The sequence below is a fragment of the Planctomycetota bacterium genome, from assembly GCA_033763975.1.
GTDB lineage: Bacteria > Planctomycetota > Phycisphaerae > Phycisphaerales > UBA1924 > RI-211.
Genome location: JANRJM010000017.1, coordinates 25,120 through 49,657 on the forward strand (window position 1 = coordinate 25,120; position 24,538 = coordinate 49,657).

22 protein-coding genes are annotated in these 24,538 nt (G+C 72.8%); 4 read left to right on the top strand and 18 right to left on the bottom strand.

The genetic code is table 11. The features are described from left to right. Positions 1-10: 10 nt before the first annotated feature. The 9 genes from metG to SFY69_10765 form a co-directional block, all read right to left on the bottom strand. Positions 11-415 carry a methionine--tRNA ligase subunit beta gene (gene metG, locus SFY69_10725; protein MDX2132511.1) on the bottom strand — a complete coding sequence of 135 codons (405 nt, stop codon included), beginning with the start codon at positions 413-415 and terminating at the stop codon, positions 11-13. Positions 416-487: 72 nt separating this feature from the next. Beyond that, positions 488-1,483, bottom strand: a complete 996-nt coding sequence (locus tag SFY69_10730; protein MDX2132512.1) for a hypothetical protein — start codon at positions 1,481-1,483, stop codon at positions 488-490. Continuing rightward, positions 1,480-4,269 (bottom strand): hypothetical protein, encoded by a 2,790-nt coding sequence (locus tag SFY69_10735; protein MDX2132513.1) that lies wholly within the window; start codon positions 4,267-4,269, stop codon positions 1,480-1,482. Before SFY69_10735 ends, SFY69_10730 begins: the two co-directional genes overlap by 4 nt. Continuing rightward, complete coding sequence (locus SFY69_10740) at positions 4,266-6,989, bottom strand: hypothetical protein (GenBank protein ID MDX2132514.1); 2,724 nt, start codon at positions 6,987-6,989, stop codon at positions 4,266-4,268. Before SFY69_10740 ends, SFY69_10735 begins: the two co-directional genes overlap by 4 nt. Next, positions 6,973-7,392: a biopolymer transporter ExbD gene (locus SFY69_10745; GenBank protein MDX2132515.1), complete on the bottom strand. Its 420-nt coding sequence runs from the start codon at positions 7,390-7,392 to the stop codon at positions 6,973-6,975. Before SFY69_10745 ends, SFY69_10740 begins: the two co-directional genes overlap by 17 nt. Then, entirely contained in the window at positions 7,389-7,823 is a 435-nt protein-coding gene (locus tag SFY69_10750; protein ID MDX2132516.1) for a biopolymer transporter ExbD, read from the bottom strand. Before SFY69_10750 ends, SFY69_10745 begins: the two co-directional genes overlap by 4 nt. Next, positions 7,820-8,617 (bottom strand): MotA/TolQ/ExbB proton channel family protein, encoded by a 798-nt coding sequence (locus tag SFY69_10755; protein ID MDX2132517.1) that lies wholly within the window; start codon positions 8,615-8,617, stop codon positions 7,820-7,822. Before SFY69_10755 ends, SFY69_10750 begins: the two co-directional genes overlap by 4 nt. Continuing rightward, the gene (locus SFY69_10760) at positions 8,614-9,843 is read right to left on the bottom strand and encodes a hypothetical protein (GenBank protein ID MDX2132518.1); all 1,230 of its coding nucleotides are present in this window, start codon (positions 9,841-9,843) and stop codon (positions 8,614-8,616) included. Before SFY69_10760 ends, SFY69_10755 begins: the two co-directional genes overlap by 4 nt. Next, positions 9,840-10,823, bottom strand: coding sequence for a VWA domain-containing protein (locus tag SFY69_10765; protein MDX2132519.1), 984 nt, complete (start codon positions 10,821-10,823; stop codon positions 9,840-9,842). The genes SFY69_10760 and SFY69_10765 overlap by 4 nt, the downstream gene beginning before the upstream one ends. A 92-nt stretch (positions 10,824-10,915) precedes the next feature. On the opposite strand from SFY69_10765, the gene pyrH reads away from it, so the two are divergent. Next, positions 10,916-11,674, top strand: coding sequence for a UMP kinase (gene pyrH, locus SFY69_10770; protein MDX2132520.1), 759 nt, complete (start codon positions 10,916-10,918; stop codon positions 11,672-11,674). A gap of 188 nt (positions 11,675-11,862) precedes the next feature. After that, positions 11,863-12,432 carry a ribosome recycling factor gene (frr, locus tag SFY69_10775; GenBank protein MDX2132521.1) on the top strand — a complete coding sequence of 190 codons (570 nt, stop codon included), beginning with the start codon at positions 11,863-11,865 and terminating at the stop codon, positions 12,430-12,432. A gap of 37 nt (positions 12,433-12,469) precedes the next feature. Here the strand turns inward: frr and SFY69_10780 are convergent, their stop codons facing one another. Together SFY69_10780 and SFY69_10785 are read right to left on the bottom strand one after the other, a co-directional pair. Continuing rightward, positions 12,470-12,865: a metallopeptidase family protein gene (locus SFY69_10780; GenBank protein MDX2132522.1), complete on the bottom strand. Its 396-nt coding sequence runs from the start codon at positions 12,863-12,865 to the stop codon at positions 12,470-12,472. After that, positions 12,862-13,812, bottom strand: a complete 951-nt coding sequence (locus SFY69_10785; protein MDX2132523.1) for a hypothetical protein — start codon at positions 13,810-13,812, stop codon at positions 12,862-12,864. Before SFY69_10785 ends, SFY69_10780 begins: the two co-directional genes overlap by 4 nt. Before the next feature lie 44 nt (positions 13,813-13,856). Between SFY69_10785 and SFY69_10790 the strand changes: the two genes are divergently transcribed. Together SFY69_10790 and SFY69_10795 are read left to right on the top strand one after the other, a co-directional pair. Then, entirely contained in the window at positions 13,857-14,783 is a 927-nt protein-coding gene (locus tag SFY69_10790; protein MDX2132524.1) for an AAA family ATPase, read from the top strand. Positions 14,784-14,836: 53 nt separating this feature from the next. Next, a complete protein-coding gene (locus SFY69_10795; protein ID MDX2132525.1) occupies positions 14,837-15,070 on the top strand; it encodes a CDGSH iron-sulfur domain-containing protein in 234 nt (77 codons plus the stop codon). Positions 15,071-15,089: 19 nt separating this feature from the next. Here SFY69_10795 and SFY69_10800 read toward each other — a convergent pair whose 3' ends face one another. The 7 genes from SFY69_10800 to SFY69_10830 form a co-directional block, all read right to left on the bottom strand. Next, on the bottom strand, positions 15,090-15,575 hold the full coding sequence (locus SFY69_10800; protein MDX2132526.1) for a GNAT family N-acetyltransferase: 486 nt from the start codon (positions 15,573-15,575) through the stop codon (positions 15,090-15,092). Then, positions 15,572-18,655, bottom strand: coding sequence for an FAD-linked oxidase C-terminal domain-containing protein (locus tag SFY69_10805; protein MDX2132527.1), 3,084 nt, complete (start codon positions 18,653-18,655; stop codon positions 15,572-15,574). Before SFY69_10805 ends, SFY69_10800 begins: the two co-directional genes overlap by 4 nt. A 31-nt stretch (positions 18,656-18,686) precedes the next feature. After that, complete coding sequence (locus tag SFY69_10810; protein ID MDX2132528.1) at positions 18,687-20,855, bottom strand: DNA topoisomerase VI subunit B; 2,169 nt, start codon at positions 20,853-20,855, stop codon at positions 18,687-18,689. 178 nt (positions 20,856-21,033) lie between these two features. Next, a complete protein-coding gene (locus tag SFY69_10815) occupies positions 21,034-21,648 on the bottom strand; it encodes a hypothetical protein (GenBank protein MDX2132529.1) in 615 nt (204 codons plus the stop codon). A gap of 90 nt (positions 21,649-21,738) precedes the next feature. Beyond that, on the bottom strand, positions 21,739-22,710 hold the full coding sequence (locus SFY69_10820) for a UDP-glucuronic acid decarboxylase family protein (protein MDX2132530.1): 972 nt from the start codon (positions 22,708-22,710) through the stop codon (positions 21,739-21,741). A gap of 47 nt (positions 22,711-22,757) precedes the next feature. Further along, the gene (locus tag SFY69_10825) at positions 22,758-23,807 is read right to left on the bottom strand and encodes an NAD-dependent epimerase/dehydratase family protein (GenBank protein MDX2132531.1); all 1,050 of its coding nucleotides are present in this window, start codon (positions 23,805-23,807) and stop codon (positions 22,758-22,760) included. Next, positions 23,804-24,523 carry a LysM peptidoglycan-binding domain-containing protein gene (locus SFY69_10830; GenBank protein ID MDX2132532.1) on the bottom strand — a complete coding sequence of 240 codons (720 nt, stop codon included), beginning with the start codon at positions 24,521-24,523 and terminating at the stop codon, positions 23,804-23,806. Before SFY69_10830 ends, SFY69_10825 begins: the two co-directional genes overlap by 4 nt. Positions 24,524-24,538: the final 15 nt, after the last annotated feature.

Sequence of the window (24,538 nt, forward strand, 5' to 3'; positions counted from 1 at the left end):
TTCGGCGGAACTACGAGACGATCGAGCCCGGGGGCATCTCGCTGCGCGTGGTGAGCACGACGACGCGGCGTTCGACGCCGGCGTCCTTGGGGGCGTCGCTGGCGGCGAGGAGCATGCCGTTGGAGTCTTCGCCCCGGATCTTGCGGGGCGCCAGGTTGGCGACGATGACGATGGTGGCGCCGACGAGGTCGGAGGGCTGGTAGTACTGACGGATGCCCGCGCAGATCTGGCGGGGCGTGCCCGAGCCGTCTTCGACCTGGAGTTTGTACAGGCGGTCGGCGGTCGGGTGCGGCTCGCACGAGAGCACCTTGGCGACGCGGAGGTCGACCTTGGCGAACTCCTCGAAGGTGATGGTGGGCTTGGGCTGGGGCTCGCCGGCGGACTGGCCCGCGGCGGACGGTGCGACCTCGGACATGGGCAACACTCCCGATCGCCCGGCGCGGGCGAGGCCGACTCTAGGTGCGCGTTGCGCCGGGCGGGCGGTGCGCTACGAGCCGGAGGTGCTGGGCGCGGGCGTGCTCGTCGCGGGCTCGTTGCTCGGCGCGTCGGCGGGTTCTTCGGCGGGTTCTGAGCCGTCGGGCGTGCGGACCCAGCGGCCGTCGCGCCAGTAGACGGCGCGCGGGTCGACTTCGAAGACGCGGGCCACGCCATCGGGGGTTGGATCGTGCAGGGGCGCCCCGGCATCGGTCACGACCTGGGCGGCCCAGGAGCGCTGGGTTCCCTCGAGCACCCAGGATTCGAAACGCAGGTGCGCCAGCAGTTCGGCGCGGGTCAGCCGGGGGCCGGGGTTGCCCGCGCAATGGAAGCAGATGCGCGGGTCGGCACGCCCGCGCTTGAGCAGGCGGTCGTTGCCGCACTCCGGGCAGGGCCAGCGTTCGGCCTCGCGCGAGAGCGACGAGACGCTGCCCGCGCCCAGGCGACGCAGCAGCGTGTCGTAGCGGTCGAGCGAGGCTCGCACCGCGGGCCGCGCGAGCAACTGACGGGCGCGGAGCCCTTCGCCGCTGCGAACGAGCCCGAGAAAGAGCACGGCCTGGTACTCGTCGGACTCGACGGCGGTGGGCGGGCCGGCCTGCATCCAGGGCGGGGGCGCGTGGCGCGGGTCGAACGTCCGCGCGAGCGCGACGAGCCACCGGCGTTCGCCCTCGTCGCGGGTGAGGTCGGCGAGCGCGAGGCACGCGGCGGCGCTGATCCACCCGGAGCCAGGGGCCGCCCGTCCGGTCTCGAACGCGAGCACGAGCAGGGTGGTCGCGAGCTCGCGCGAATCGGCGTCTGGCGCTTCGGCGGCGGCCTCTTCGCCCAGGAGCAGATACGCCTCGGGATCTGTGGGCGCCAGCGCCAGCAGCCGGTCGGAGAGGCGTCGCTCGATCGGTTCGGCGGGCGGGATCGCCTGCCCGGCTGCTTCGGGGGGCGTCGGGGGCGCGGGCTGCGCGTGGGCCGCCACGGCGGCGGCGAGGATGACGGCGGGCACGAGCCGGCGTGTCATGAGGCACCCCCACCGAAGCGGAGCAGGTTGAGTCGGAGCATCGCGCGTTCACCGGCCTCGATCTGCGAGAAGACGTGGCGTGCGCCGGCGCGGGAGGCTTCCAGGTCGGCGAGGGCGGCCTTGGCCTCGGAAGCGGCATCGGCCCGCTCGGACGCAACCATGTACGCGAGGAGTTCGCACAGCGACACCTGCTCGGCGGCGAAGGCCTGGATGCGTCCGGAGGCGACCTGCACGCGAGCGGCACGGCGGGCGTCGAGCTCGAGCAGGCCGAACGGCTCGCGCCCGGTGACGAGCAGCGATTCCGCGTCGCGGCGCATGCGGGCGCGGAGCGTGGCGGCGGAGGCTTCCGGCGGAGGAGGCTCGGCGGCGTCCGCGGCGGTGTCGCCCAGTCGCCCGAGGTACGAGGTCGCGATCTCGGCGGCGGCCTTGTCGAAGAACGCGAGTTCGCCTTCGTCGGTGACGAGTTCGATGAGGCGCTCGACGAGCGCCCGCCGGACCGCGACGCGCCATTGCGGGCTGCGCGGAGAAGGGAGCGGGGAAAGGCAGACCTGGGCGAGCAGGTTGGAGTTGTCGCGCGTGGCGGGCAGCGTCGGGCTGAGTTCGAGCAGGGCGTTCACGATGGTCGCCTCGCCCGAGTAGCGCAGCACCAGCGCCCGCGCGTCCTGTCGCACCTGCACGGGCGAGCCGCGCATCGCCTCGTCGGCGATGATGTCGGCCTCGAGCGGCGAGGGGGGCTGCGAGATCTGATTGAGGATCTCGCGGCGCGGGGGGATGGCCTGCCCGGCGCTGAGGTACCGCACGGCCCAGGTGGTCGTGAGCACGTCGGCGTCGGACCGGAGCAGCGCGGGCGCCGACGCGCCGGGCGTCGGCGGGGCGGGCGGCTGGAGCGGTGCCGCGGAAATCAGCGACGCCACGCCCTCGGTGCGACCGGCCCAGAGGAGGGTGGCGGCCTCGTTGAGGCGCGCGAGGGTTGTCGCGGCGGCGATGTCGCCGGCGGGGGTGCCCGGCGGCGGCACGAGCGCCTCGCGCGCGAGGGTCATCCAGCGGTCGAGCAGTTCGGATCGCGTCGGGCCCGCGAGCACGCCCCACACGCTCCCGTAGCGTTCGCGCAGTTCCGATCGCTGGGAGTCGGTGGCGCCCGGGGAGAGCACCATCGTGAAGTCCACGCCCGGCGCGCCGGATTTCGTGGCGATCGCCGCGGTCACCGCGTGCAGGTCGGCGCCGCTGATCGCGGGCGAGCCGAACCAGCCGAGCAGCGCGTTCCGCGTGGCGTCGCCCTCGCGCCAGGACAGCGTCGCCGTGAGGCGGGTGAGCGCGTCGAACACGGCGCGGCTCTGGAATGGCTCGGGGGCTTCGCGCATGAGCTGGTCCATCGCCTGCACGCCGAAGCGCTGGTCGAGCGACTCGCCATCGCCCTGCAGGGCCCGGGCGGTCGCGAGGTACGCGTCCCACGCCTGGTCCGCGTCGCGGAGCGTGCGCTCGTCGGCGTTCGGCGGCACGAGCAGGCGGGCGGGCAGGGCCGCGAGCGACGCGAGCGCGCCGGCGCGGAAGGTGGTCTCGGCGGGCGCCGATCCGCCCGCGAATGCGCGTGCGAAGGCGTCGCGGCAGGCGTCGCGGACAGGGGTGGGCAGGTCGCGCTCGCGGAGGAACCGGGCGGCGAGCCCGCCCCGCCAGGTCTGCGTCGAGACGAGTGACGCGCTGACGGGAGCGGAGGCCGCGCGGGCGTCGGGAGGGATGGCCGCGGCAACCGCGATGGCGCCGCGGGAGGCGCTGTCGGACGCGCGGTAGACGAACTCGACCTGCGAGGCGACGGCGGCGACGACGGCGTCGGGGCTGCCGGTCACCCATTCGACCTCCACGCGCCGGCAGGCCCGCTCGTAGCGGTCGAGGGCGGCGTCGGGATCGAGCTCCAGCGCCTGCACGCTCGCGTCGAGTTCACGCAGCACGTCGGTGAAGTCGCCCACGCGCGCCGGGGTGGGCGGCGGCGTTGGTGCGGGCGTCTGCGGGGGCGGCGCGGGGAACAACTGCGCGGGGGCATCGGCCCCGGCCGGCGCGACGGGGGGCGCAGCCTGCGCGATTTCGGGCGTGGGCGGCGGAGGCGTGGCGCCCGGGGGCGCGGAGGGCGTGCCGAGCAGGATGAGGACGCCCACGATCGCGACGAGCACCACCACGCCGACGATTGCCGCGCCCGCAACGACGAGCACCTTCACCGGGCGGTTGCCGGTCTCGATGGGCGGGAACTCGTCGGCGCCGATCGGGACTGGCGGCGTGCTCGAAGGCACATCGATACGTCGCGCGGCGGGCGCGACGGCGGTTTGCGGCGGGGGCGAGGGCAGCGGCGGCGCGGCCTCTCGGAGTCGGAGACGAGGCGGCGGCGGGGACGCGGGCGCACGCGTCAGGTCTGCGACGGCGGCCATCAGTTGGTCGGCGTCGATGCCGTGCGACTGCGCGATGAGCGTGACGCGGCGCATGGCGTCGCGATTCCACCCGCCGGAAACACCGACCGCGCGGAGGAGTTCTTCGCGCAGCGAGGTGTCGTTGGCGGGCGCGTCGGACGCCGCGATGAGCAGGCGGGCGGCGGCGGCGTGGAGCGCCATGCGGACTTCATCGGCGAGCACGCTGTTGGCGTTGGGGTGGGCGTCGATGGTGGCGAGGCGGGCGTGCAGGGCGTCGAGGACGTCCTGGTCGAGGTACGGGCCGTCGGGCAGCGCGAGCAGGCTGCGCGGATCGGAGCGCACGTCCGCGCCGAAGAACTGCTGCGCCGGGCTGCGCTGGGTGTCGCTCACCGTGGGGGTGCCTCCGTGGGAGCGGGTGTCCCGGGAGCGGGCGCGGGTGGTGGTGCGGGCGGGGCGGGGCGGGCGAGCTCCAGCTCCTGGAACTTGGAGCGCCAGGGCTCCGGGCCGCGGTCGGGGTGAAGGACGATGAACTGCTCGAAGGCGGCGTGCGTGTTGGGGTCGGTGGTCTTGACCATGAGCCGGAGCGAGTGGTAGCGGGCCTCGAACCAGGCGTCGCTGGCGCTCTCGGTGCTGAGCAGCACCTCGTTCCACGCGCTGAGGGCACCGGCGGGGTCGCCGTCGCGCTCGAGCAACTCGCCGAGGCGGCGGAGCGAGGCGAGGGTGCGCTGCCCGCTCTCGAGCTGGGCGCGATCCGTGCGGATGGCGAGCTCGCGCATGGCGGGGTCGTCGGTGGCGCGGAAGAGTGCCGCGGCGGCGTCGGCGACGGACTCGCGGACGGAGGCGAGCACCACGCCCTCGCCGGCGCCCTCGAGTTCGTCGAGCACGCGCAGGCCGAAGCCGACGACATCGCGGGCGGCCTGGGGATCGTGCGGCGCGTCCTTCCAGCGGAGCTGGGCGCGCCGGAGCATGAGCCGGTCGGCGCCGCGCGAGAACCCGTCGGGGTCCTGGCGGAGGAGATCGAGCAGGCGGCGGGCCTGCGATTCGTCGTCCTTCGCGAGCGCGATCTGGAACCGGCGAAATCGCAGCTCGGACTGCAGTTCATCGAGCGGGAGACCGTGGTGCGACTGCACGGCGTCGAGCGCCAGCATCGCGGCCTCGGCACGCGCGACGTCCGGCGCCGCCAGCGAGAGCAGCGCGTCGGCGAGCTGGCGGACGCGGAGCACCACCGCGTCTGCGGCCCGACGCGATTCCTCGTCGTTGCCCGCCAGCGCCCGCGCACGCTCGAGGCGAAGGGCCAACTCCCCCACGTCCGCGAAGCGCAGGGCGGCGAAGTCGCGATCGGCGGGCGAGGCCCGCTTGAACAGCGCGTACAGCAGGCGGGCGGCCTGGCGACGCGACGCCTCGAAGAGCGGGGAATCGTCCGGCACCGCGAGCAGCACCTCGACGGACTTCGCGTCGCTCAGACGATCGGCGCGCGTCTGGCGCAGGAGCAGGCGGGCGGCGTTGTCGGACCCCGGAAACTCCTGCAGGTACAGCGTCGCCAGGCGGTCGCGCGGCTCGATGTTCGACGCCAGCCCGCGCTCGACCGCGCGGTCGAGCGACACGATGGCGTACCACAGCGCGTCGCGCCGCACGTCGGGCGGGGCACCCTGCGCGGCCCGCTGGAAGCGCTCGGCGGCGGGGGCGAACGCGCCCGCGTAGTAGAGCGCCAGGCCTTCGCGCACCCGGGCGCGCGGGAGTTCGGCGGGAAAGTCGCGTGCGTCGGCGGCGTCGAGCGCCGCCCCGAGCAACTCGGCGGCCTCGCGGTAGAGGTTGGAGGTGGCGGCGTCGGTCGCGGGCTCTTCGGCCGATCCCGTGGCGCGGTGCGACTCGCGGGCGCGTTCGTACGTCTGCAGGCCCCGGACGTAGCCGACGATGAAGCCCTTCTCGCCGATGGGCGCGGTGCCGAAGAGGCGGACGAGGTCGAGCACGTGCCCGACCTCGGCGCGAGAGACGAGATCGGCGAGGGCGATCTGGGCGCATCGCTCGGCGATGGGGCGCAGGCCCGGGCGGGTGTCCTGGCTGCGGGCCGCCTGGAGTGATTCAATCGCGAGCAGGCGGGCCTCGGGGACGGTGAGGCGCGGATCCTCTCGCCCGAGTTCGTCGTCGACGAGGCGATGGCGCTTCACGCGCAGGTCGATGTCGGCCCAGTAGCCGGCGGCGGCGGCGACGCGGATGCGCCGGGCGAACAACTGCTCGGCGACGCTCGGGGGCAGGTCCTCGGCGCGTTCCAGTTCGTCGAGCCAGCGCTGGGCCTCGACATGCGAGCCCAGCAGCGAGGCGCACAGGGCGGCTCCCATGCAGGCGCGGGCGACGTGCTCGTAGCGCAGCAGGTCCTTGGGCATGCGTTCGACGCTCGCCGGGCGCCCGGGGACGGCGTTGAGGATGGCGCCGAAGTCCACGAGGGCCGCCTGGGCGTCGCGGGGCGAGTTGGTGAGCATCGCGAGGTAGCACCCCGACCAGCCGGCGTAGTAGCGGGCGAGCGAGCGCAGGCGGCGTGCGTCGGAGAGTTCGGCGCGGATGGCCTCGAGGTCGGCGTCGCGCGCGTTGGGCTCGCGCGCCTCGAGCACCTCGATCTTGCGGTGCAGCTTGGCGCCGAGTTCGTCGAAGACGGGGCGCACGGTGCGCAGCACGCGCTCGGCCTCGGCCCGGTCCGCGGGCGAGAGGAGTTTCAGCGCGTCGCGCTCGGCGAGTTCCTCCGCCTGGAGGTACGTCGCCTTCGCGAGGTTGATGCGCAGTTCGTACGACTCGGCCTCGGGAACGATCTCGAGCAGTTGGCGGGACTCGGCCTCGAGCGATTGGCGCCGGGCGGCGTCGGTCGTGCCGGTCAGCATGCGGACGTACAGGCGGCCCAGCGACTCGGCCGCCTCAACGCGGTCTTCCGGGGCGCCCTCGGACAGTCGCCTGCGGAGGTGGGCGGCGAGCACGCGCTCGAGCCCGTGGTCGGCGAGGTAGGCCTCCAGAACTTCGTCGCCGGTGGGTTCGCTCTGGGCGAGCAGTGTCGAGGCGGGCGCGAGCACGCCCAGCAGCGAGCAGAAGGCGAGGAGTTGGACGCTACGACCCGGGCACATAGCTGATCTTCGTGAAACCCGCCTCCCGACCGGCCGCGACCGCGGCGGCCGCGGCACCCACGGGAACGTCGGCGTTCACGCGGATGACGATGCCCGCGGAAGTCGGCAGGCTGCGGAGGACCGCCCCCAGCGCCTCGCGCGACTCCATCACGCGCTCGCCCATCCTGTACCGGACGCGGCCCCCCGCGGATTCAACGATCAGGACCTGCGGCACCAGGCCCCCCGACGCGCCGCCCGGGCTGGTGTCGGCCTGGATGGCGCTGGCCAGGTGGCGTTCTTCGGGCGTCAGGTCGGCGACATAGCAGAAGTACAGCAGCAGGAAGAGGACGACGTCGATGATCGCGACGAGCGGGAGGCGGGGCGTGTGCCCGTGCCCGCGGCCCGTGGAGCGGGCGAAGTTCATGGGCGGGGGCCCTCCTCGGCGGAGGTGGCGAGGCGCCAGGTGCGGACGCCCGCACGGGAGAGCACGCCGGCGAGGGTGTTGAGGTGAGCCGCGGACGCGGCGCGGTCGGCGCGGACGATGACGTCGAGGTTCTGCCCGCCGCCGGCGGCGCGGACGTCGCGTGCGACGGACTGCACCAGCCATTCGGGGTCGGCCCGCTGCCCCATGACGAGGAACGAGCCGTCGCGGGTGATGTCGATGACGAGGGCCTTTGGCGCGGCGCCGGCGGCCTCGCGGGCGCCCTGCTCACGCGGGAGGTCCACGGGCGTGGCGAGCGTGCGCGTGAACTGCGCCGTGAACGCGAAGAAGATGACGAGCAGCATCACGACGTCGACCATCGCGGTGAGGTCGAACTCGGCGGTGTCCTCGTGGATGGTGCGGCCGAACCTCACGGGGCACCCACCCCGCGGGGGGCGTCGGGGCGCGGCGCGGGGCGCTGGACCGGCGCGGGCTGGGCCGCGCGGGGAGGCGCGGGCTTGTCGGGCGCGCCGCGCCCTTCAAGCGGCGTGACGATGCGTTCGACGACGGTACCGGCGTCGGTCGCGAGGCGGTCGATGCGGCGCTTGAAGTAGAAGTAGAACGCGGTGCAGGGGATGGCGACAGCCAGGCCCTGCGCGGTGTTCACAAGGGCGAGGGACATGAACCTGGCCAGCTCGCGCGAGCGGGTGGCGCCCTCGAGGTCGGCGAGGCTGCCGAAGGCGCCGATGAGGCCGATGACGGTGCCCAGCAGGCCCAGCATCGGGCCCAGGGCCGCGAGGAGCTGGAGCCCGTCGTTCGTGCGGTAGCGCCGGTCGGCCTCGATCTGGCCGGCCTCTTCGATGGCGCTGCGCAGTTCGAGGAAGCCGAAGGCGCTGCGTCCGCAGCGGGCGAGGGCGCGGCCGATGACGGCGGTGAGGAAACTCGCGTTGGCGGGGTCGTCGCAGTAGCGGCGCACGCCGTCGAGGTCCTGCTCGCGGACGAGGCGGGTGAGGGCGTCCTGCACGTCGCGCGGCATCCAGGCGTCGGCGCGCAGGCGGATGAACTGGAGGATCACCAGCGCGAGCGACGAGATGGAGAGCCCGATGAGGATGTACCCCAGCAGCCCGCCCGCGCGGATGTAGTCGAGCAGCGAGCGGGTGGTCTCGGGCTCGGGGGCGGGGGCCTGCGCGAGCAGCGCGAAGGAGGCCTGGGCGGTCACGTCGATCACGGGGGACCTCCTGCGGTTGGTGCGTCGTCTGGCTCGGTTGGGGCGGGCGATGCGCGTCGGGCCTGGGCACGCAGCGGCGCCAGGGCGTCCCACGCGAGCACGGGGTGCCCGGCGAATCGTTCGGTCAGGTCTGCGTACAGCGAGTTCGCGGCGTCGGGCTCGCCCAACTGGTGCAGCGTGACGGCGGCCTCGGCGAGGCACAGCCCGGTGAGGTAGGGCACGTCGCGCTCGAACTGGGCGGGCACGCGCAGCAGTTCGGCGACGCCCAGCAGCTTCGTCTCGGTCTCGAGCTCGCGGATCATGGAGCGCCCGACCGCCGCGTGCAGCCAGGCGCGCGTCCACGCCGGGGTGTCGGGCGTGAGGCGGGCGCGCAGGGCGACGACGGCCGCGGCGCGGGCGGGCGGGTCGCCGGTGCGGGCGGCGACGACGTCGTGCGCGAGCAGCACGCCTTCGTCGGCGTCGGGCCGCGGGGCCAACCGGGTGGGGAGCCCGGCCTCGTGTCGGAGCGCGTGCAGGTAGATCTGGGCGAGGCGCGCGCCCCTCCCGTCGCCCAGGCCGCTCGCGAGCGCGTCGCCCCGCTGGGCCTGCGCCCGGACGCTGGGCAGCGGGGCCCACATGGGGGGCACGCCGGGGCTGAGGCGCAACTGCTCGTCCCACGCGAGGCCCGACGCGAGGCGGTCGCCCGGCGCGCTGATGGACGGGGGCTCGGCGGGCAGCCAGGACTGGTCGCCCTCGCTGCGGGATGCCGCCAGCGCGAGCATGGGCTCGACCGCCCCCACCACCGCGCCGCGCGCCAGGCGGCACTTGAGCAGGCCCGACGCGACCGCGGCGGGCGTGGGCCCCACCAAGCCCCGCATCGCGGGGAACAACTCTTCCAACAGCGGCTCGGCGGTGACGTAGTCGCCCCGGCCAACGCGCGACGCGGCCCGCCAGGCGTCATCGGCCAGCGTGCGCATCTCGGGCGGCAGGCTCGGGACATCGGCGACGCGTTCCCATCCGATGAGGGTGCGGCGGCCCTCGGCGATGACGACGAGCGCCTCGGGCGTCGACTCGACGACGCGGACCCGCAGCGCCTGCCCGCCGCGCAGGCGCAGGACCTGGGCCGGCGGGTCGGGCGCGGATGCCCGGGCCGGGCCTTCGCTTGCCGGGGCCTGCGCACGCGTGGCGGGCGCGGTGCACAGGCACACGCCGGCGGCGAGCAAGATCGCGCGCGGGCGGGGGGTCATCGGTCCAGCCTCACGAAGGTGAAGGTGCCCTTGGTGGCGCGGGCGATTGCGCGCATGCGGGTCTCGCCTTCCTGAGAACCCAGGCAGATACCGTGCACGGGCACTTTCATCTGCTTGGCCATGGCGATGATTCGGGTGGTGTCGTCGTCGCTGAACTCGCCGTCGGTCATGAAGTAGATCGCGTCGGGGCGTGGGCGGCGGGCGGCGACGATCTCGAAGCCGGGGACCGGGAAGGTGTTGGCCTCGGCCAGGAGCCCGTCGATGTGGGCGCGCATCGCGCGGCGCACGGCGGGTGACGCCTCCTGCCAGCCCTCGACGTCGCCGATCTGCTTGGCGTCGGACGAGTACTTGATGATCATGAACTGGGCGGTCTCGAGGAGCGCCTCGACCGAGCGGATGAGTTCGCGCCGCAGGGCGTTCATGCGGACGTCGTCCATGGAGGCGGAGACATCGACGATGTACGCGAAGCGGTGACCGGTGGCCTCGACGCCGAAGAACGACGCGCCACCCCCGCCGCCCCCCAGGCCGGACCCTTCGCCCCCGCCGCCGATGTCGCCCCCGCCGCCGACGTCGCCGACTTCGCCGATCTGCCCGGGCTCGCCGCCGAGTTCTCCCTCGCCCCCGATGGCCTCGGGGATGTCGGCGGTCATGCCGACGTCTTCGGGAAGGGCGTCGGGCACGCTGGGCGTTCCGGCGTCGATGGCGCTGCCGATGATGGCGTCGAGTTCGCCCTGGGAGAGAATGGCCATCTCGACGGAGCCGTCGTCCTCGCCGCCCTGCTGGGCGCGGGTCGAGGGGCCGATCTGGATGAAGCGGGAAATCTGCCAGCCGGCCAGGTGAAGCCCGAGGGAGGCGAGAAGCGCGAGCACGGCGGCGCTGCCGATCCAGCGGAGGAGGAGCTCGCCGAGAGTCGGCGGGATCACCGCGTCACGGTCGTTGCCGATCTGCGGCGGGGCGTGCTGGGTCGGCGTGGTGTTCATCCGTGAACGCGCCCTGTGGGCGGCCCGGGGAGTGTATCGGACCACCGCGTGCGTACGCTTGGCAGACCGCTCGGGTCGATGGAGTGACTCGCATGGGCACGGCGACGAGGACGCGCGGGGGGGGCGATTCTGCCCGCCGCGCCTACCGGAGGATTCTTCTCAAAATCAGCGGCGAGTCGTTCTGCAAGCCCGGGGGCTTCGGGATCGATTCCTCGGAGTTGGACGCGATCGCGGGGGAGATCCGCGAGGCGCGCACCGACGGGGTGCAGTTGGCGGTGGTCGTGGGCGGGGGGAACATCATCCGCGGGGCCGAACTGGCGGCCCAGGGGCACATCGCCCAGGCGACGGCGGACCAGATGGGCATGCTGGGCACGGTGATCAACGCCCTGGCGCTGAAGGAAAAACTGGTGTCGCTGGGGGTTGATTGCCGGGCGATGAGCGCGATCGAGATCCGCGCGGTGGCGGAGCCCTTCATCCGCAGCCGCGCGCTGCGGCACATGGAAAAGGGGCGGGTCGTGATCCTCGCGGCGGGGACGGGCAACCCGTTCTTCACCACGGACACGTGCGCGGCCCTGCGGGCGACGGAGCTCGAGTGCGAGATCCTGCTGAAGGCGACGAAGGTGGACGGGGTCTACAGCGCGGACCCCAAGAAGGACCCGACGGCGGTGAAGTTCGAGTCGCTGAGCTTCTCGGAGGCGATGGCCAAGAACCTGCGCGTGATGGACATGACCGCCTTGGCGATGTGCAGCGAGCAGCGGATTCCGGTGATCGTGTTTGATTTCAAGCGTCCCGGGAACATCGCGCGGGTGGCGCGGGGTGAGCCGATCGGCACGCTGCTGCACTCGGCGTAGCGGCGGGCACCCCCGGCACGGGCGGGCGCGGGCGGGCCGACGCCCCACGGACCAGCCATGGCCCCGTATCGCTGTACCGCTCGCGGGCCCCGAAGGTTGCGTGAGAACCCGCGGGGAGTGACGTAGACTGACGCACGGCGCGGGATCGGGTTTCGTGGGAACTCGGCCCGCCGGTTCGGAGATGCATGATGTCGGACCCTGACACGATCCTGCTCGAGGCCGAGGAGCACATGGAGAAGGCCCTGGACTACCTGAAGGCCGAACTCCGAGGGGTACGCACGGGGCGGGCGTCGCCGGCGCTGGTGGAGTTCGTGAAGGTCGAGTACTACGGGTCGCAGTCGGACCTCAAGAGCATCGCGTCGGTGTCGGTGCCCGAGCCCACGCAACTGCTCATCAAGCCGTTCGACCAGGCGTCGATCGCGGCGATCAAGCAGGCGATCGAGAAGTCGGGGCTGGGGCTCAACCCCATCAGCGAGGGCAAGCAGATCCGGCTGATGGTGCCCCCGATGTCGGCCGAGCGCCGCGCGAAAGACGCGGCCCGCATCAAGAAAATGGGCGAAGAGGCCAAGGTCGTCATCCGCAACGCGCGGCGCGACGCGAACAAGCACGCCGACGCCCTGAAGAACCAGCCCGGGCACAACATTCCCGAGGACGAGATCGAGACCCTCAAGGAAGAGATCCAGACGCTGCTCAAGAAGTACGAGGACGCGGTGGATCAGCGCATCGACGAGAAGACAAAGGAAGTCATGACGCTGTGAGCGCCGATTCACCGGCGGAGCCGCCGGCCCCGGGAGGCTACTGGTACCCCAGGCGGTCGAGGTCGTCCTCGTCGAGCCCGAACTGGTGTCCGATCTCGTGCAGCAGCGTGACGCGGATCTGCTCGCGGACGGCGTCGTCGGCGTCGGGCCCGTCCCAGCCCCCCGCGTGATCGACGATGCCCTCGCGGAAGAGCCGGATGTCGGCCGGTAGTTCGGCGTGGTGCTCGACGCTCTGCTCGGTGAAAGCGACGCCGGTGTGCAGCCCGAGCAGGGCGAGGGGATCGTCCTCGCCCATCTCGCGGAGCAGGGCGGCGTCGGGCACGTCATCAACGACAACGGGAATCTCGTCGAGCAGGGCGCGAACGCCGCGGGGCAGGGCGTCGATAACCTCTTCGAGGAGAGCGTCGAACCGGTCTCGCTGCGCCTGCTTCATCGGGGCGGGTCTTTCTGGGCGCCCCGGGGTGCGGCCGGGCGGGCCGCGATGATCTGCCCGAACGACAGCGGGGCCTCGGTAAGCACAGGGTAGAGACGGACGCAGTCGTAGGCGACGCCGACGAGGCCGATGGTGAGCAGCAGCGAGCCGATGAGCGTGAGGACCTGCCCGGCCTGATCGAGCATCTCGCGGGGGCCCAGGCTACTGCCAATTCCGGCGAGGCGGAGCAGGTCGCCCAGCAGGAGCACCCCCGCGACGGCGGCGAGCGCGAGCATGGTCTGGCGGTCGACGCGTCCGGCGCGCATGAGCATGCTGCGGGCGGCGAGCGTGCGGGCGTTGGGGCGGAGCAGCAGCAGGATGGCGCCGATGCAGACGTTCGCGACGACCCGCGTCCAGAGGCGGGCGGGGAGAGGCGTCGCGTCGCTCCCGTAGACGCCGAGGTGGCCGGCGAACGGGCCGGCGTGGAGCCGCCACAGGGCCCAGACGAGGGGGATGTAGAGCGCCACGCCGCAGAGCGTGACGACGACGTCGCGCGGGCGGATGCCGGCGTGCGGGCGGACGAGCGCGAGCGCCGCCAGACCTGAGAGGGCGATGAAGACGACGCCAAGGACCGGTGGCGAGAGCCAACCGTCCGGCCCCCACGTGGGGCCCGCCACGCGGAGCGACCAGAAGAGCGCGGCGGCGAGACCCGGCGCGATTCCCCACACGAGCAGGGCGAGGGCGGTGAGTCGGGGCGTGCGGAGCGGGCGGAGTTCGTCGGCGTAGGGGTCGACCTTGGTGAGGATGGTGGCGCGGACAGGGGTGGCGCACTCGGGGCAAGTGCCGCGGATGGAGAGGCCCCGGAGGTTGTACCCGCAGCGGGCACAGCGCAGGTCGCCGCCCAGTTCGACGTCGAGCGGGCGGGTCGGGGGCGGCGGGGGTTCGGCTGGCGCCGAATCGGGCTGCATTGCGCGCAGCGTATCCGGCGGCGGCTATCATCGCAGCCGCCCGCATGCACGACGCCATATCCCGACTGCGTGACAACGTCGCCTCGGTCCTGTTCGGGAAGCAGGACGTCGTGGACCGCGTGATCGTGTGCCTGCTGGCGCGCGGGCACCTGCTGATCGAGGACGTGCCGGGCGTGGGCAAGACGGTGCTGGCGACGGCGCTGGCCCGGAGCATCGACGCGACGTTCAGCCGCGTGCAACTGACGCCCGACCTGCTGCCGAGCGACATCCTGGGCGTGGAAGTGCTGGACGCCCGCACGGGGACGTTCACGTTCAAGAAGGGGCCGATCTTCGCGAACGTGGTGCTGGCGGACGAGGTGAACCGCACGCCCCCGCGGACGCAGGCGGCCCTGCTCGAGGCGATGGCCGAATCGACGGTGACGGTCGACGGGCGGGTGCTGGCGCTGGAGGCGCCGTTCATGGTGATCGCGACGCAGAACCCGTTCGACTTCGAGGGGACGTACGCCCTGCCCGAGAACCAGCTCGACCGGTTCCTGATGCGCGTGAGCATCGGCTACCCCAGCCCGGACGAGGAATCGCGCGTGCTGCGCGATCGCCCGGCGAACTCGCCCCTGCACTCGCTCCGGCCGGCGATCTCGCGGGCCGACCTGCTGGCACTGCAGGAGGCGGTCGACCGCGTGACGATCGCGCGCCCGCTGCTGGAGTACATCGTCGCGTTCGCGAACGCGACCCGGCGTGACCCGCGCCTGCTGCACGGGCTCTCGCCCCGCGGGTCGCTCGCGCTCGCGCAGGCGGCCCGGGCGTCGGCGCTCTTCGCGGGGCGCGACCATGCGCTGCCCGAGGACGTCGTCGAGAACGTCGTCGCGGTGTGCGCGCACCGCGTGGTGCCCAAGGGCGGGACCATCGCCGACGCCGCGTCGAGCGAGCGCGTCGTCACGGATATCCTGCGATCGCTCCCGCCGATCGTGTAGGCCTCGTTCGGCGGGCCGTTCACGCCGCCCGTCACGCCACGAGGACGACACCCATGCCGCGACTCATCCGACTCGACGCCACCGGCCCGGTCCGCATCGACCCGGCGGACTTTCCGCGCGACGAGCAGGGCAACCTCAAGCCGATCTTCGTGTGCGCGTGCGGGCTGTCGGGGCGGTTCCCGATGTGCGACGGGACGCACAAGGCATGCCGCACGAGCGAGCAGGCCGACGTGCTGTACACCTACGACCACGTGACGAAGACGGTGATCGACCAGCGGCCGCTGTAGCGGGCGTCGGGCGGCGTGCTCAGCCGGGCTCGTGCGCGAGGTTGGCGAGCGCCTCGCCCTGCAGCCGGAAGATGGTCCAGTCGGAGAGGGGCGTGGCGCCCAGGGCCTTGTAGAAGCCGATGGCCGGCTCGTTCCAGTCGATGACGAGCCAGTCGACGCGCGGGCAGCCGCGCGCGAGGGCGACGCGGGCGACCTCGCGCAGCAGGGCGCGCCCAAGGCCGTGCCCGCGGGCGGCGGGGCGGACGAAGAGGTCTTCGAGGTACACGCCGCGGCGTCCCGTCCAGGTCGAGAAGTTGTGGAAGATGACGGCGATGCCCTGCGCGACGCCGTCGACCTCGCCGATGAACGCCTCGCAGGCGGGGCGCTCGCCGAAGAGCGCGTCGCGCAGCATCACGGGCGTGGTCTCGACGGCGTTGGGCGCCCGCTCGTAGACGGCGAGATCGCGGACGAGTTCGAGGATGACGCCGACATCGTCGGGCGTCGCGGGGCGGACGCGGATGGTCATGCGGGCGTCTCCAACAGCGCCGCGGCGACTTCGATGGGGTGCAGCGCGTCGCGGTGCAGGGCGTCGTGCACTTGGTGGCGGCAGCTCGTGCCGGTGGCGCAGGCGATGGCGTCGGGCGCGCCGCGCAACGCGGGGAAGAGCGCCAGTTCGCCGATCTTCTGCGAGAGGTCGAAGCGGTCGCGGGTGTAGCCGAAGGAGCCGGCCATGCCGCAGCAGCCGGTGTCGAGCACGGTGAGCCGCCCCGGCGCGACGCGCCGGAGCAGCGCGGCGCTGGTGTTCGCGCCCCACAGGGCCTTCTGGTGGCAGTGCGCGTGCAGGAGGACGTCGGCGGTGGGCCGGCGGAAGGCGGGCGCCCGCGGATGCGAGGTCCAGCGCGACTCGACAAAGTCCTCGGGCAGAAAGGCCTTGGCGGCGATCGTCGCGCGGGTGGTTCGCTCGGCACGCACTTTGAGGGCGAGCCAGTCGTCCTTGATGGCCGACAGGCACGAGGGCTCGGCCACGAGGATCGCGACGACGCGCGGGTCGGCGGCGACGGGCGCGAGACGCTCGATGGTGGCGTCGATCTCGTCGATGGCCTGCGGGAGCAGTCCGAGGGAGATCTTCGCGCGCCCGCAGCAGCCGGCGTCGGCGAGGACGACCTCGTAGCCGCAGGCTTCGAGCACGCGGCGCGTGGCGAGGCCGATGCCCGGCTCGTTGAACATGGTGAAGCAGTCGCCGAACAGCGCGACGCGCGGGGCGCCCGGCGGGGGTGAGCCGTCGGCGAGCCCGGCCTGTGCGCGGGCCGCGTGCTCCTCGTCCCATCGCGCGGCGAGCGAGCGTGCGAAGCGCGGCAGCGACCGTCGGGGATCGAGCCCGAGCACGATGTCGGCGAGCGCGCGCGCCGGGCCGAACGCGGCGCCGAAGTTTGCGATCCGCGGCGCCAGAGCGCCCAGGCGGTTCAGCGTGCGGATCTCGCCCATGATGCGGTGCGCGAGGGGCGCGCCGGTCTCGCGGTACTGCTGGGCCGCGTACTCGGCCTTCAGGCGCGCGATGTCCACGTTGCTCGGGCACTCGGTCTTGCAGGCCTTGCACGACAGGCACAGGCGGAGCGTCTCGTTCGTGCCGGGGTCGTTCCACGCCGGGCGCGGGCGGCCCGCGCGGGGCGCGGCTTCGCCGGGAGATTGCTCGAACTGGCCGGTGATGGCGAGCCGCAGCGCGTTGCCCCGCCCGCGGGTGGAGTGTCGCTCGTCGAGCGTCGCCATGTACGAGGGGCACATGGTGCCCCCCTGCTTCTTGCGGCAGACGCCCGCGCCGTTGCACATCTCGACCGCGCCGTCGAAGCCGTGCTGGTCGGCGTAGTCGAAGTAGGTCTCGACGCCGCCCCAGTCGACCTCCGGGCGGCGCGGGCCGGGCTCGGGCGAGGACAGGTCGGCGCGGAGGTTCCAGGTGATGGATTCGAGCGGGCGGGGGCTGTCGCCGGCGATGTCCACGATGTTGCCGGGGTTCAGCAGGTTCGCGGGGTCGAAGAGGCGCTTGACGTCGCGGAAGGCGCCCATGAGGTCGTGGCCGAAGTGGCGCTCGAGGAAGGGCGAGCGGATGCGTCCGTCGCCGTGCTCGCCGCTCATGACCCCGCCGAGGCTGCGGGCGAGGTCGGCGGCCTCGAGCGCGATGGCCTTCATGCGGACGCGGTCGTGCGGGTCGTGCAGGTCGATGAGCGGGCGCACGTGCAGCACGCCCACGCTGGCGTGCGCGTAGTACGCGGCGATCGTGCCGTGACGCGTGACGATCTCGCGCAGCGACCGGACGAACTCGCCGAGGCGTTCGACGGGCACGGCGTTGTCCTCGATGAACGTGATGGGCTTGCGGTGCCCGGGGATGCCGTGCAGCAGGGGTTCGCCCGCCTTGCGGAGCTTCCAGGCGTTGAGCATCGCGCCGGCGTCGACGTGCTCCTGGGCGGCGACGCCCGGGCAGAGGCGGCGCACCGCGGCGAAGCGCTCTCGCACATCGTCGGCCGAGTCGGCGAAGAACTCGACGTAGAGCACGCCCTTGAGCGGGCCCTCGACGGGCTGGGGCATCAGGTCGACGTACCGCCGGTATTCGGCGTTCGCCCGCGCCAGGTCGACGACCATGTCGTCGAGCAGTTCGACGGCGGAGGGGGCGGTGGTGAGGATGGCGGGCACGCGCTCGATGGCTTCGTCGACGCCCGGGAAGCCGAGCACCATGAGCCCCTTGGCGCGCGGGCGAGGGTGCAGGCGCAGCGACGCGCCGAGCGTGACGCAGAGCGTGCCCTCGCTGCCGCAGACGAGGTGCGCGAGGTTGACGCCCGCGCACACGCGCTCGTCGATCGCGCCGCCGGGGCTCCAGCCGGCCCGCTGCATCTGGTCGAGGATCATGTCGAGCGCGTAGCCGGCGTTGCGCCGGATCGTCCTGGGAAATCGCTCGCGGATCTGCGCGTGGTGGCGTGCGACGATCTCGCACACGGCCCGCGTGAGGCGTGCGACGCGCGGATCTCGCGACGCGGCGCCCTCGTCGAGCGTCAGGCGCGTGCCGTCCGCCAGGCAGACATCCACGCCCAGCAGGCTCTCGCTCGTGCGCCCGTAGCGGACGGAGCGTGCGCCGGCGGCGTTGTTGCCGATGCACCCGCCGATGTTCGCGTGCCGGCTCGTGGCGGGGTCGGGGGCGAAGAAGAGCGAGGCGTCTTCACCGCCCCGGGCCGCGAGCGCGTCGTTCAGGTCGTCGACGGTGATGCCCGGCTCGACGCGGACGCGCCGGGCGGGGGCGTCGACCTCCAGCACGCGGGCGCAGCGCGGAGAGAAATCGATGACGACGGCCCGGTTCGTGCATTGCCCGGCGAGGCTCGTTCCGCCGCCCCGCGGGAGGATCGGCACGCCCCGCGCGGCGCACACGCGAACTGCCTCGACGGCGTCGTCGGTGCTCGCGGGGATGACGACGCCGAGCGGCTCGACCTGGTAGAGCGACGCGTCGGTCGCGTAGAGCATGCGGTCGTGCTGGTCGAAGCGCACCTCGCCGGCGATCGCGTTGGTGAGGGCGCGCTCGAGGTTGGCGGCGCCGGGCTGGGTTCGCAGGACGGGCAGCTCCATGCGGGCGGACTGTAGATTGCCCGCGACGGGCTCAGAACAGCCCGGGCTGGTCTTCGGCGGGGACGAGCTTGCCGTTCACGAGGCGAACCTTGGGCTTTGCGGCGCGGGCGGGAGGGGCGGAGGGGGGAGACTTTTCGCCGGTGCTGCGGGTTCGTACAGGGCCGGAGGAAGAAGGAGCAGGAGGGGAAGAACCCTCGCTCGCGCCACGGGCTCGTGCTGCGGAGGGGGATCCCTCGGCACGGTCGGGCGCCGGGGGCGGCTCGGGCTGCCCGACGATCAGCACGCCCTCCTGGTCGGCGGGGTTCTCGTCCCGGATGCGTTTGCCCTCGTCGTCGAGTTCGAGGTCGGCGATGGCGGTGCGCTTGCGCGCCTGCGCCAGCAGCGCGTCGTAGAGCGTCTTCGCGTCGTCGCCGCTGATCGCCTCGACGGCCTTGGCGATCTCGCCGATGTACCGCTCGAAGACGTCGCGACGCTCGCCCTCGCGCTTCATCTTCGCGCGCTTGCGGAGGTACGTGCCGAGCTTTCGCCCGCACTCCATGAGCGCGAGCTTCATCTCCTTGCGAATCTCGTCGTAGTCGGCGATCGCTTCCTTGCTCTCGCTCGTGAACGGCACCCACACGCTCGCCATGTGGATCATGATCACCAGCGGGCCGATCGGCAGCGCCCCGCGCGGGTGCTGCAGGTCGTAGTTGCGCCAGTTCGTCTCCGCGACGGCCTTGAACGACGAGCACGCCGACTGCTGGAAGAGCAGCGGCACGCGGTTCGCGAACCGGATGACGCGGGCCGACTCGTCCGACGGCAGTTCGCCCCCGAACGCGATCGCCGTCTCGATCAGGAACGGGCGCCCGCGGTAGATGTCCGGCTCGCGCGAGCTGGCGGCGTAGAACTCGGCGCGCACGCCCTTGAACATCCCCTTCAGCAACTGCTGCACGCCGATCGGGGCGAGGCAGTCCGTCGGGGGCGGTGCCAGCTTGGCCGTCTGGAACGCCTTGTACAGCGCCTCGGCCTGCGGGGGCTCGATGTCGGCGACCTTCGTGCGGCTGGTGACGTCGATCTGCTCGCAGAAGTCGGCGGCGGTCGAGGCGGACACGCGGCAGAACTGCTCCTGCAGAAAGTTGTACAGCGTGCCCGCCTTGTGCGATTCCTGGTAGTCCTTCAGCATCTGCAGCAGCGTGCCCAGTTCCACGCCCCGCGGGTGCGGCTGGATCTCCTTGGTCTCGGGCGGGAGCGTCTGCACGGCACGCGGGAAGACGGCGAGCGGGCCGAAGTCCTCGGTGATGACGTTCGGGTCGATCTCGCCCGGGTCGCCCGCGGGCGCGTTGCCGGCGCGGGTGGTCGCCGCGTCGAGGCGCGACTGGCGCGAGTCCTGCTGGTCGTCGTCGTCGGTCGCGCGCGTGGGGCGGACGAAGGTGAACTTCGCGTGCGGGTTGGCGATGGCGGTGAGCTCGAGGAACTCGTCCACGCTGCCCCGTCCGCGCTGGTACTTGCCCTCGAGCTCGATGGTGACGCTGGTGCCCGTGGGGAAGGCCTCGCGCGAGAGGAACTCGCCCCGGTGGGCGAGGTCGCGGACGCCCGGCAGGTCGCGCAGGCGCGCGAGCGGGAAGTCGTCGGTCTCCTCGTCGTGCGTCACCTCGGCGCGGTTCGTCTTCGTGTTCATCGCGAGCTCGATGTGGTGCGCACGCTTGCGGGCGTCGGGGCGGGTCTGGATCATCATGGGCTTGCCCGTGGTGATCAGGCCGTACATGCCCGCGGCGGAGATGCCGATACCCTGCTGCCCGCGCGACATCTTGAGGCGGTGGAACTTCGAGCCGTAGAGCAGGCGTCCGAAGATGTTCTCGACCTGGCGGCGGACGATCCCCGGGCCGTTGTCCACGACGGTGACGCGGTAGCGCGAGGACTTGGCGTTCGCGGGGCGATCGGGCTGCAGGTCTTCGATGACGACGGCGACCTCGGGCAGGATGCCGGCTTCCTCGCAGGCGTCGAGCGAGTTGTCGACGGCCTCCTTGATGGTCGTGAGGAGGGCCTTGCGCGGGTTGTCGAACCCGAGCAGGTGCCGGTTCTTGGCGAAGAACTCGGAGACGGAGATGTCGCGCTGGCGCGAGGCCATGGACTCCGCCGTGGCGCGGGGCCCCTCGGCGGACTTGCGCTTCGACACGCGCTCGCGCGCTCGCTCCAGCTCGAGTTCCTCACCTGGCGTCATGGCTGCGGTTGGGGCGGAAGTCGGGGTGACCGTCGGGGGCGTGTCCATCCGTGAACCCTCGCTGGAATGCCGCACGATCCATCGTGCGGGCGGACGCTTGCTCGTCCCAAAGATACGCCCACGAGCCCGGTCGTGGGACGCGGCGTGCCGGGCACGCGGACCCGACGCCGTGCCCGACCTACACGCGGGCCGGGCGGGCGGCGGGCCAACCTACGCGCTCGAGCGCCCGCTTCCAGCGGGCGCGTTCGGCGGCGGCCTCGGCGTGCTCGGCGCTCCACCACCAGACCGCCTCGATGGGCGCGCCCAGGTCCGCCGCGAGATCGACGATCTGCGTGTCGGAAAAGTCCAGCAGCGGGGTCTCGACCCGGATCGACGGCATCGCGTGCGTCGATGCGTCGAGGGCGACCAGGCGTCCCACGAGCAGGGCGCGGTCGGCGGCCTGCGCGAGACGATCGATATCGATGCCCTCGCCGCGCCATGCGGTGACGGGCCAGACCACCACGCTCGCGCCGGCCCGGGCGGCGCCGTAGGTGGCGGCGAGGAGGTCGCGCGTCTCGCCCTCGCCGTCGGCGGAGGCCAGCGTGGGCTGGACGGGCGGGAGGAGGTCGAGGCGCAGACGCTCGCACTGGCGGCGGATCGCGTCGGCGTAGATCTCGCCGCAGGGGAAGGCCGGCGTCGGAACCACGAGCGGGTGATCGCCCGCCCCGGCGAGCAGCGCCTCGTCGGCGGCGAGTGCGGCGGCGACCAGCGAAGGGAGCCCGCCGTCGGAGAGGATCAGCCGTCGCTCGGACATCGAGGGATGGTACCGCGGCGTTCGGGGCGGCACGCGACCGCCGGCCGCGCACTCCGGCGAGGGCGGGCAAGCCCCCGGGCGGGGGAGGGCTCAGAAGTTGGGGGTGGGCGGACGGTACTGGCGCAGGTCGATCGTGCGGAACCAGGCCATGGTCTTCATCAGGCCCTCGCGGAGCGGGACGCGGGGCTCCCAGTGCAGGTGCTGGCGTGCGAGGGTGATGTCGGGCTGGCGCTGCGTGGGGTCGTCCTGCGGGAGGGGCTTGTAGACGACCTTGGACTTGGAGCCCGCGAGCGTGGCGATGTTCTGCGCCAGTTCGTTCATCGTGAACTCGACGGGGTTGCCGAGGTTGATGGGCCCGGTGACCTCGTCGGGGGCGTTCATGAGGCGGATGAGCCCGTCGACGAGGTCGTCGACGTAGCAGAACGAGCGGGACTGCGTGCCGTCGCCGAAGACGGTGAGGTCGTCGCCGGCGAGGGCCTGGCGGATGAAGTTGGAGACGACGCGTCCGTCGAAGGGGTGCATGCGCGGGCCGTAGGTGTTGAAGATGCGGGCGACGCGGATGTTGACGCGGTTGGTGCGGTGGTAGTCGAAGAAGAGGGTCTCGGCGGCGCGCTTGCCCTCGTCGTAGCAGGCGCGGGGGCCGATGGGGTTGACGTTCCCGCGGTAGGTCTCGGGCTGCGGGTGCACCTCGGGGTCGCCGTAGACCTCGCTGGTGGAGGCCTGCAGCACCTTGGCGCGGCAGCGCTTGGCCATGCCCAGCACGTTGATCGCGCCCATGACGCTGGTCTTCATGGTCTTGATGGGGTTGTACTGGTAGTGCCCGGGGGCGGCGGGGCAGGCGAGGTTGTAGATCTCGTCGACCTCCAGCCAGAGCGCGTGCGTGACGTCGTGGCGGATGAGCTCGAAGTTGGGCTTGGCGAGCAGGTGCGCGACGTTGATCTTCTGGCTGGTGAAGAAGTTGTCGACGCAGATGACGTCGTGCCCCTGCTCCACAAGCCGGTCGCACAGGTGCGAGCCCAGGAACCCGGCGCCGCCGGTGACGAGAATCCGACGCATCTTCATGTGAGTCTGCCCCCCTTCGAGTGTCCGGCCTTGCGCCGGACGCGAGTTTACGCGCGGCCGGCACGCAGCAGCCGCGCGTACTCGACGATCGCCCGCTCGGGGTCGCGGGCGGGGCGCCAGGAGAGTCCCTCGGCCGCCAGACGCATGTCGGCGCAGGTGAAGTCCTGGTAGAAGCGGCGCACGGCGGGGGGCATCTCGAAGTACTCGGTCTCGAGCGTGCCCGCGGGGATCTCGAGGGCCTCGCGCAGGCAGCGGACGATCTGGTTGAACGACGTGGCGCGCCCGGAGCCCAGGTTGTACACGCCCGAGCGGATCGGGGACGCGCCGAACAGGCCCGACGCGCGGAGCGTGCAGTCGACCACGTCTTCGACGGGCACCTGGTCGCGGGCCTGCGTGCCGTCGGTGAACAGCCGGGGCGCCTGGCCCGCCAGCAGGCGCGTGGCGAGCTGGTAGACCATCGACGCCATGTGCCCCTTGCGCGATTCGCCCGGGCCGAAGACGTTGAAATAGCGGAGCCCGACGATCGTCGCCCGGCCGGTGATCGACTGCGCCGTGCCGGCGTGCTCTCGCTCGAAGCGCGCGTGCTCCTGCTCCATCAGCCACTTGCTGAAGCCGTACACGTTGCTCGGGCGCCCGGCGGCGTGCTCGGGGAAGGGCGTACGGTCGGCGGCGTCGGCGGGCGAGCCGTACGTCGCGGCGGACGAGGCGTACACGAGCGGCACGTCCGTCGCGTGGCACGCGGCGAGCATGCCCGTCTCGAGGTCGGCGTAAAAGCCCCCGAGATTGGCGTGCAGCATCCGCTGCTCGTCGGTCACCGTCGTGTCGGTGATCGCCCCGAGGTGGAACACGCCCGCGGCTCGGGTGGTGCGGAGCATGTGGGGCCAGTCCATGTTGCCGGCGTGCTCGGGGAGCACCTCGCCCCGGAACGGGCGCAGCCCGGCGCGTGCCAACGCCTCCACGATGTTCGCGAACGAACCCGAGAGCATCGGGTCGACGACGACGACGTGCGCCTCGGGGCGCCGGCGCAGGATCTCCGCGACGAGGTTCGAGCCGATGAACCCGGCGCCGCCGGTGACGATGTACGTGGTAGTGCTCATCGGGGGTCGCTCGCGGGGCGGGGCGGGATGCGCAGGGTCTGGCCGATCTTCAGCGAGTGCTCGTCGTCGAGCACGTCGCGGTTGGCGTCGAAGATGACCCCCGCCAGGCGAGGATCGCCGTACACGGACTTGGCGATGCCCGACAGCGTGTCGCCGGACTTCACGACGTACGTCCGCTCGGCGCCCGCCGGCGGCGGGGTGGGCGTGGGCGACGGGTCCGGCTGGCCCGGCAGCGGCTCGCCCTGCACGTTCGACGGGTCGCGCGGCACGCGGATGGTGCGACCCACCTTCAGCCGGTTCGGGTCCATCAGCGGGTTCGCACGCGCGATCGCCTCCGCGAGTTCGCTCCGCCCGTACCGGCGACGCGCGATCGACGCGAGCGTGTCGCCCTCGCGGATCACGTAGTCGTCAAACTCGGGCGCGCGAACGGCCGGAGGCGCGGGCTTCTGCGGCGCTGGCGTTGGCGGCGCCGGCTTCTCGGGTTGCACTTCCTCCGGCGCGGGGGCCGGGGGCGGCGTTGGCGCAGGCGTCAGCCCGGGCCCCGCCTCGCGGGGCTCGGGCGGGAGCCCGCCGCCGGTTCGGTCGTCCTCGGGCGCGGGCTCCTGCGCGAATGTCACCGGCGGCTCGGCCGGCCACGACCAGTACACGACGATCCAGAGGATCGCGAGCAGGGCCAGCCCGGCGGCGAACTTGGGCGCGGCGTCTCGCAGGGCCATTGCTCCCGGAAGGCG

Coding starts and splice junctions, on each gene's coding strand:
- SFY69_10825 (MDX2132531.1), bottom strand. CDS start 23,807: ATGAGCACTACCACGTACATCGTCACCGGCGGCGCCGGGTTCATCGGC.
- SFY69_10790 (MDX2132524.1), top strand. CDS start 13,857: ATGCACGACGCCATATCCCGACTGCGTGACAACGTCGCCTCGGTCCTG.
- pyrH (MDX2132520.1), top strand. CDS start 10,916: ATGGGCACGGCGACGAGGACGCGCGGGGGGGGCGATTCTGCCCGCCGC.
- SFY69_10805 (MDX2132527.1), bottom strand. CDS start 18,655: ATGGAGCTGCCCGTCCTGCGAACCCAGCCCGGCGCCGCCAACCTCGAG.
- SFY69_10740 (MDX2132514.1), bottom strand. CDS start 6,989: ATGTGCCCGGGTCGTAGCGTCCAACTCCTCGCCTTCTGCTCGCTGCTG.
- metG (MDX2132511.1), bottom strand. CDS start 415: ATGTCCGAGGTCGCACCGTCCGCCGCGGGCCAGTCCGCCGGCGAGCCC.
- SFY69_10780 (MDX2132522.1), bottom strand. CDS start 12,865: ATGAAGCAGGCGCAGCGAGACCGGTTCGACGCTCTCCTCGAAGAGGTT.
- SFY69_10830 (MDX2132532.1), bottom strand. CDS start 24,523: ATGGCCCTGCGAGACGCCGCGCCCAAGTTCGCCGCCGGGCTGGCCCTG.
- SFY69_10745 (MDX2132515.1), bottom strand. CDS start 7,392: ATGAACTTCGCCCGCTCCACGGGCCGCGGGCACGGGCACACGCCCCGC.
- SFY69_10730 (MDX2132512.1), bottom strand. CDS start 1,483: ATGACACGCCGGCTCGTGCCCGCCGTCATCCTCGCCGCCGCCGTGGCG.
- SFY69_10760 (MDX2132518.1), bottom strand. CDS start 9,843: ATGACCCCCCGCCCGCGCGCGATCTTGCTCGCCGCCGGCGTGTGCCTG.
- frr (MDX2132521.1), top strand. CDS start 11,863: ATGTCGGACCCTGACACGATCCTGCTCGAGGCCGAGGAGCACATGGAG.
- SFY69_10765 (MDX2132519.1), bottom strand. CDS start 10,823: ATGAACACCACGCCGACCCAGCACGCCCCGCCGCAGATCGGCAACGAC.
- SFY69_10820 (MDX2132530.1), bottom strand. CDS start 22,710: ATGAAGATGCGTCGGATTCTCGTCACCGGCGGCGCCGGGTTCCTGGGC.
- SFY69_10795 (MDX2132525.1), top strand. CDS start 14,837: ATGCCGCGACTCATCCGACTCGACGCCACCGGCCCGGTCCGCATCGAC.
- SFY69_10810 (MDX2132528.1), bottom strand. CDS start 20,855: ATGACGCCAGGTGAGGAACTCGAGCTGGAGCGAGCGCGCGAGCGCGTG.
- SFY69_10800 (MDX2132526.1), bottom strand. CDS start 15,575: ATGACCATCCGCGTCCGCCCCGCGACGCCCGACGATGTCGGCGTCATC.
- SFY69_10815 (MDX2132529.1), bottom strand. CDS start 21,648: ATGTCCGAGCGACGGCTGATCCTCTCCGACGGCGGGCTCCCTTCGCTG.
- SFY69_10785 (MDX2132523.1), bottom strand. CDS start 13,812: ATGCAGCCCGATTCGGCGCCAGCCGAACCCCCGCCGCCCCCGACCCGC.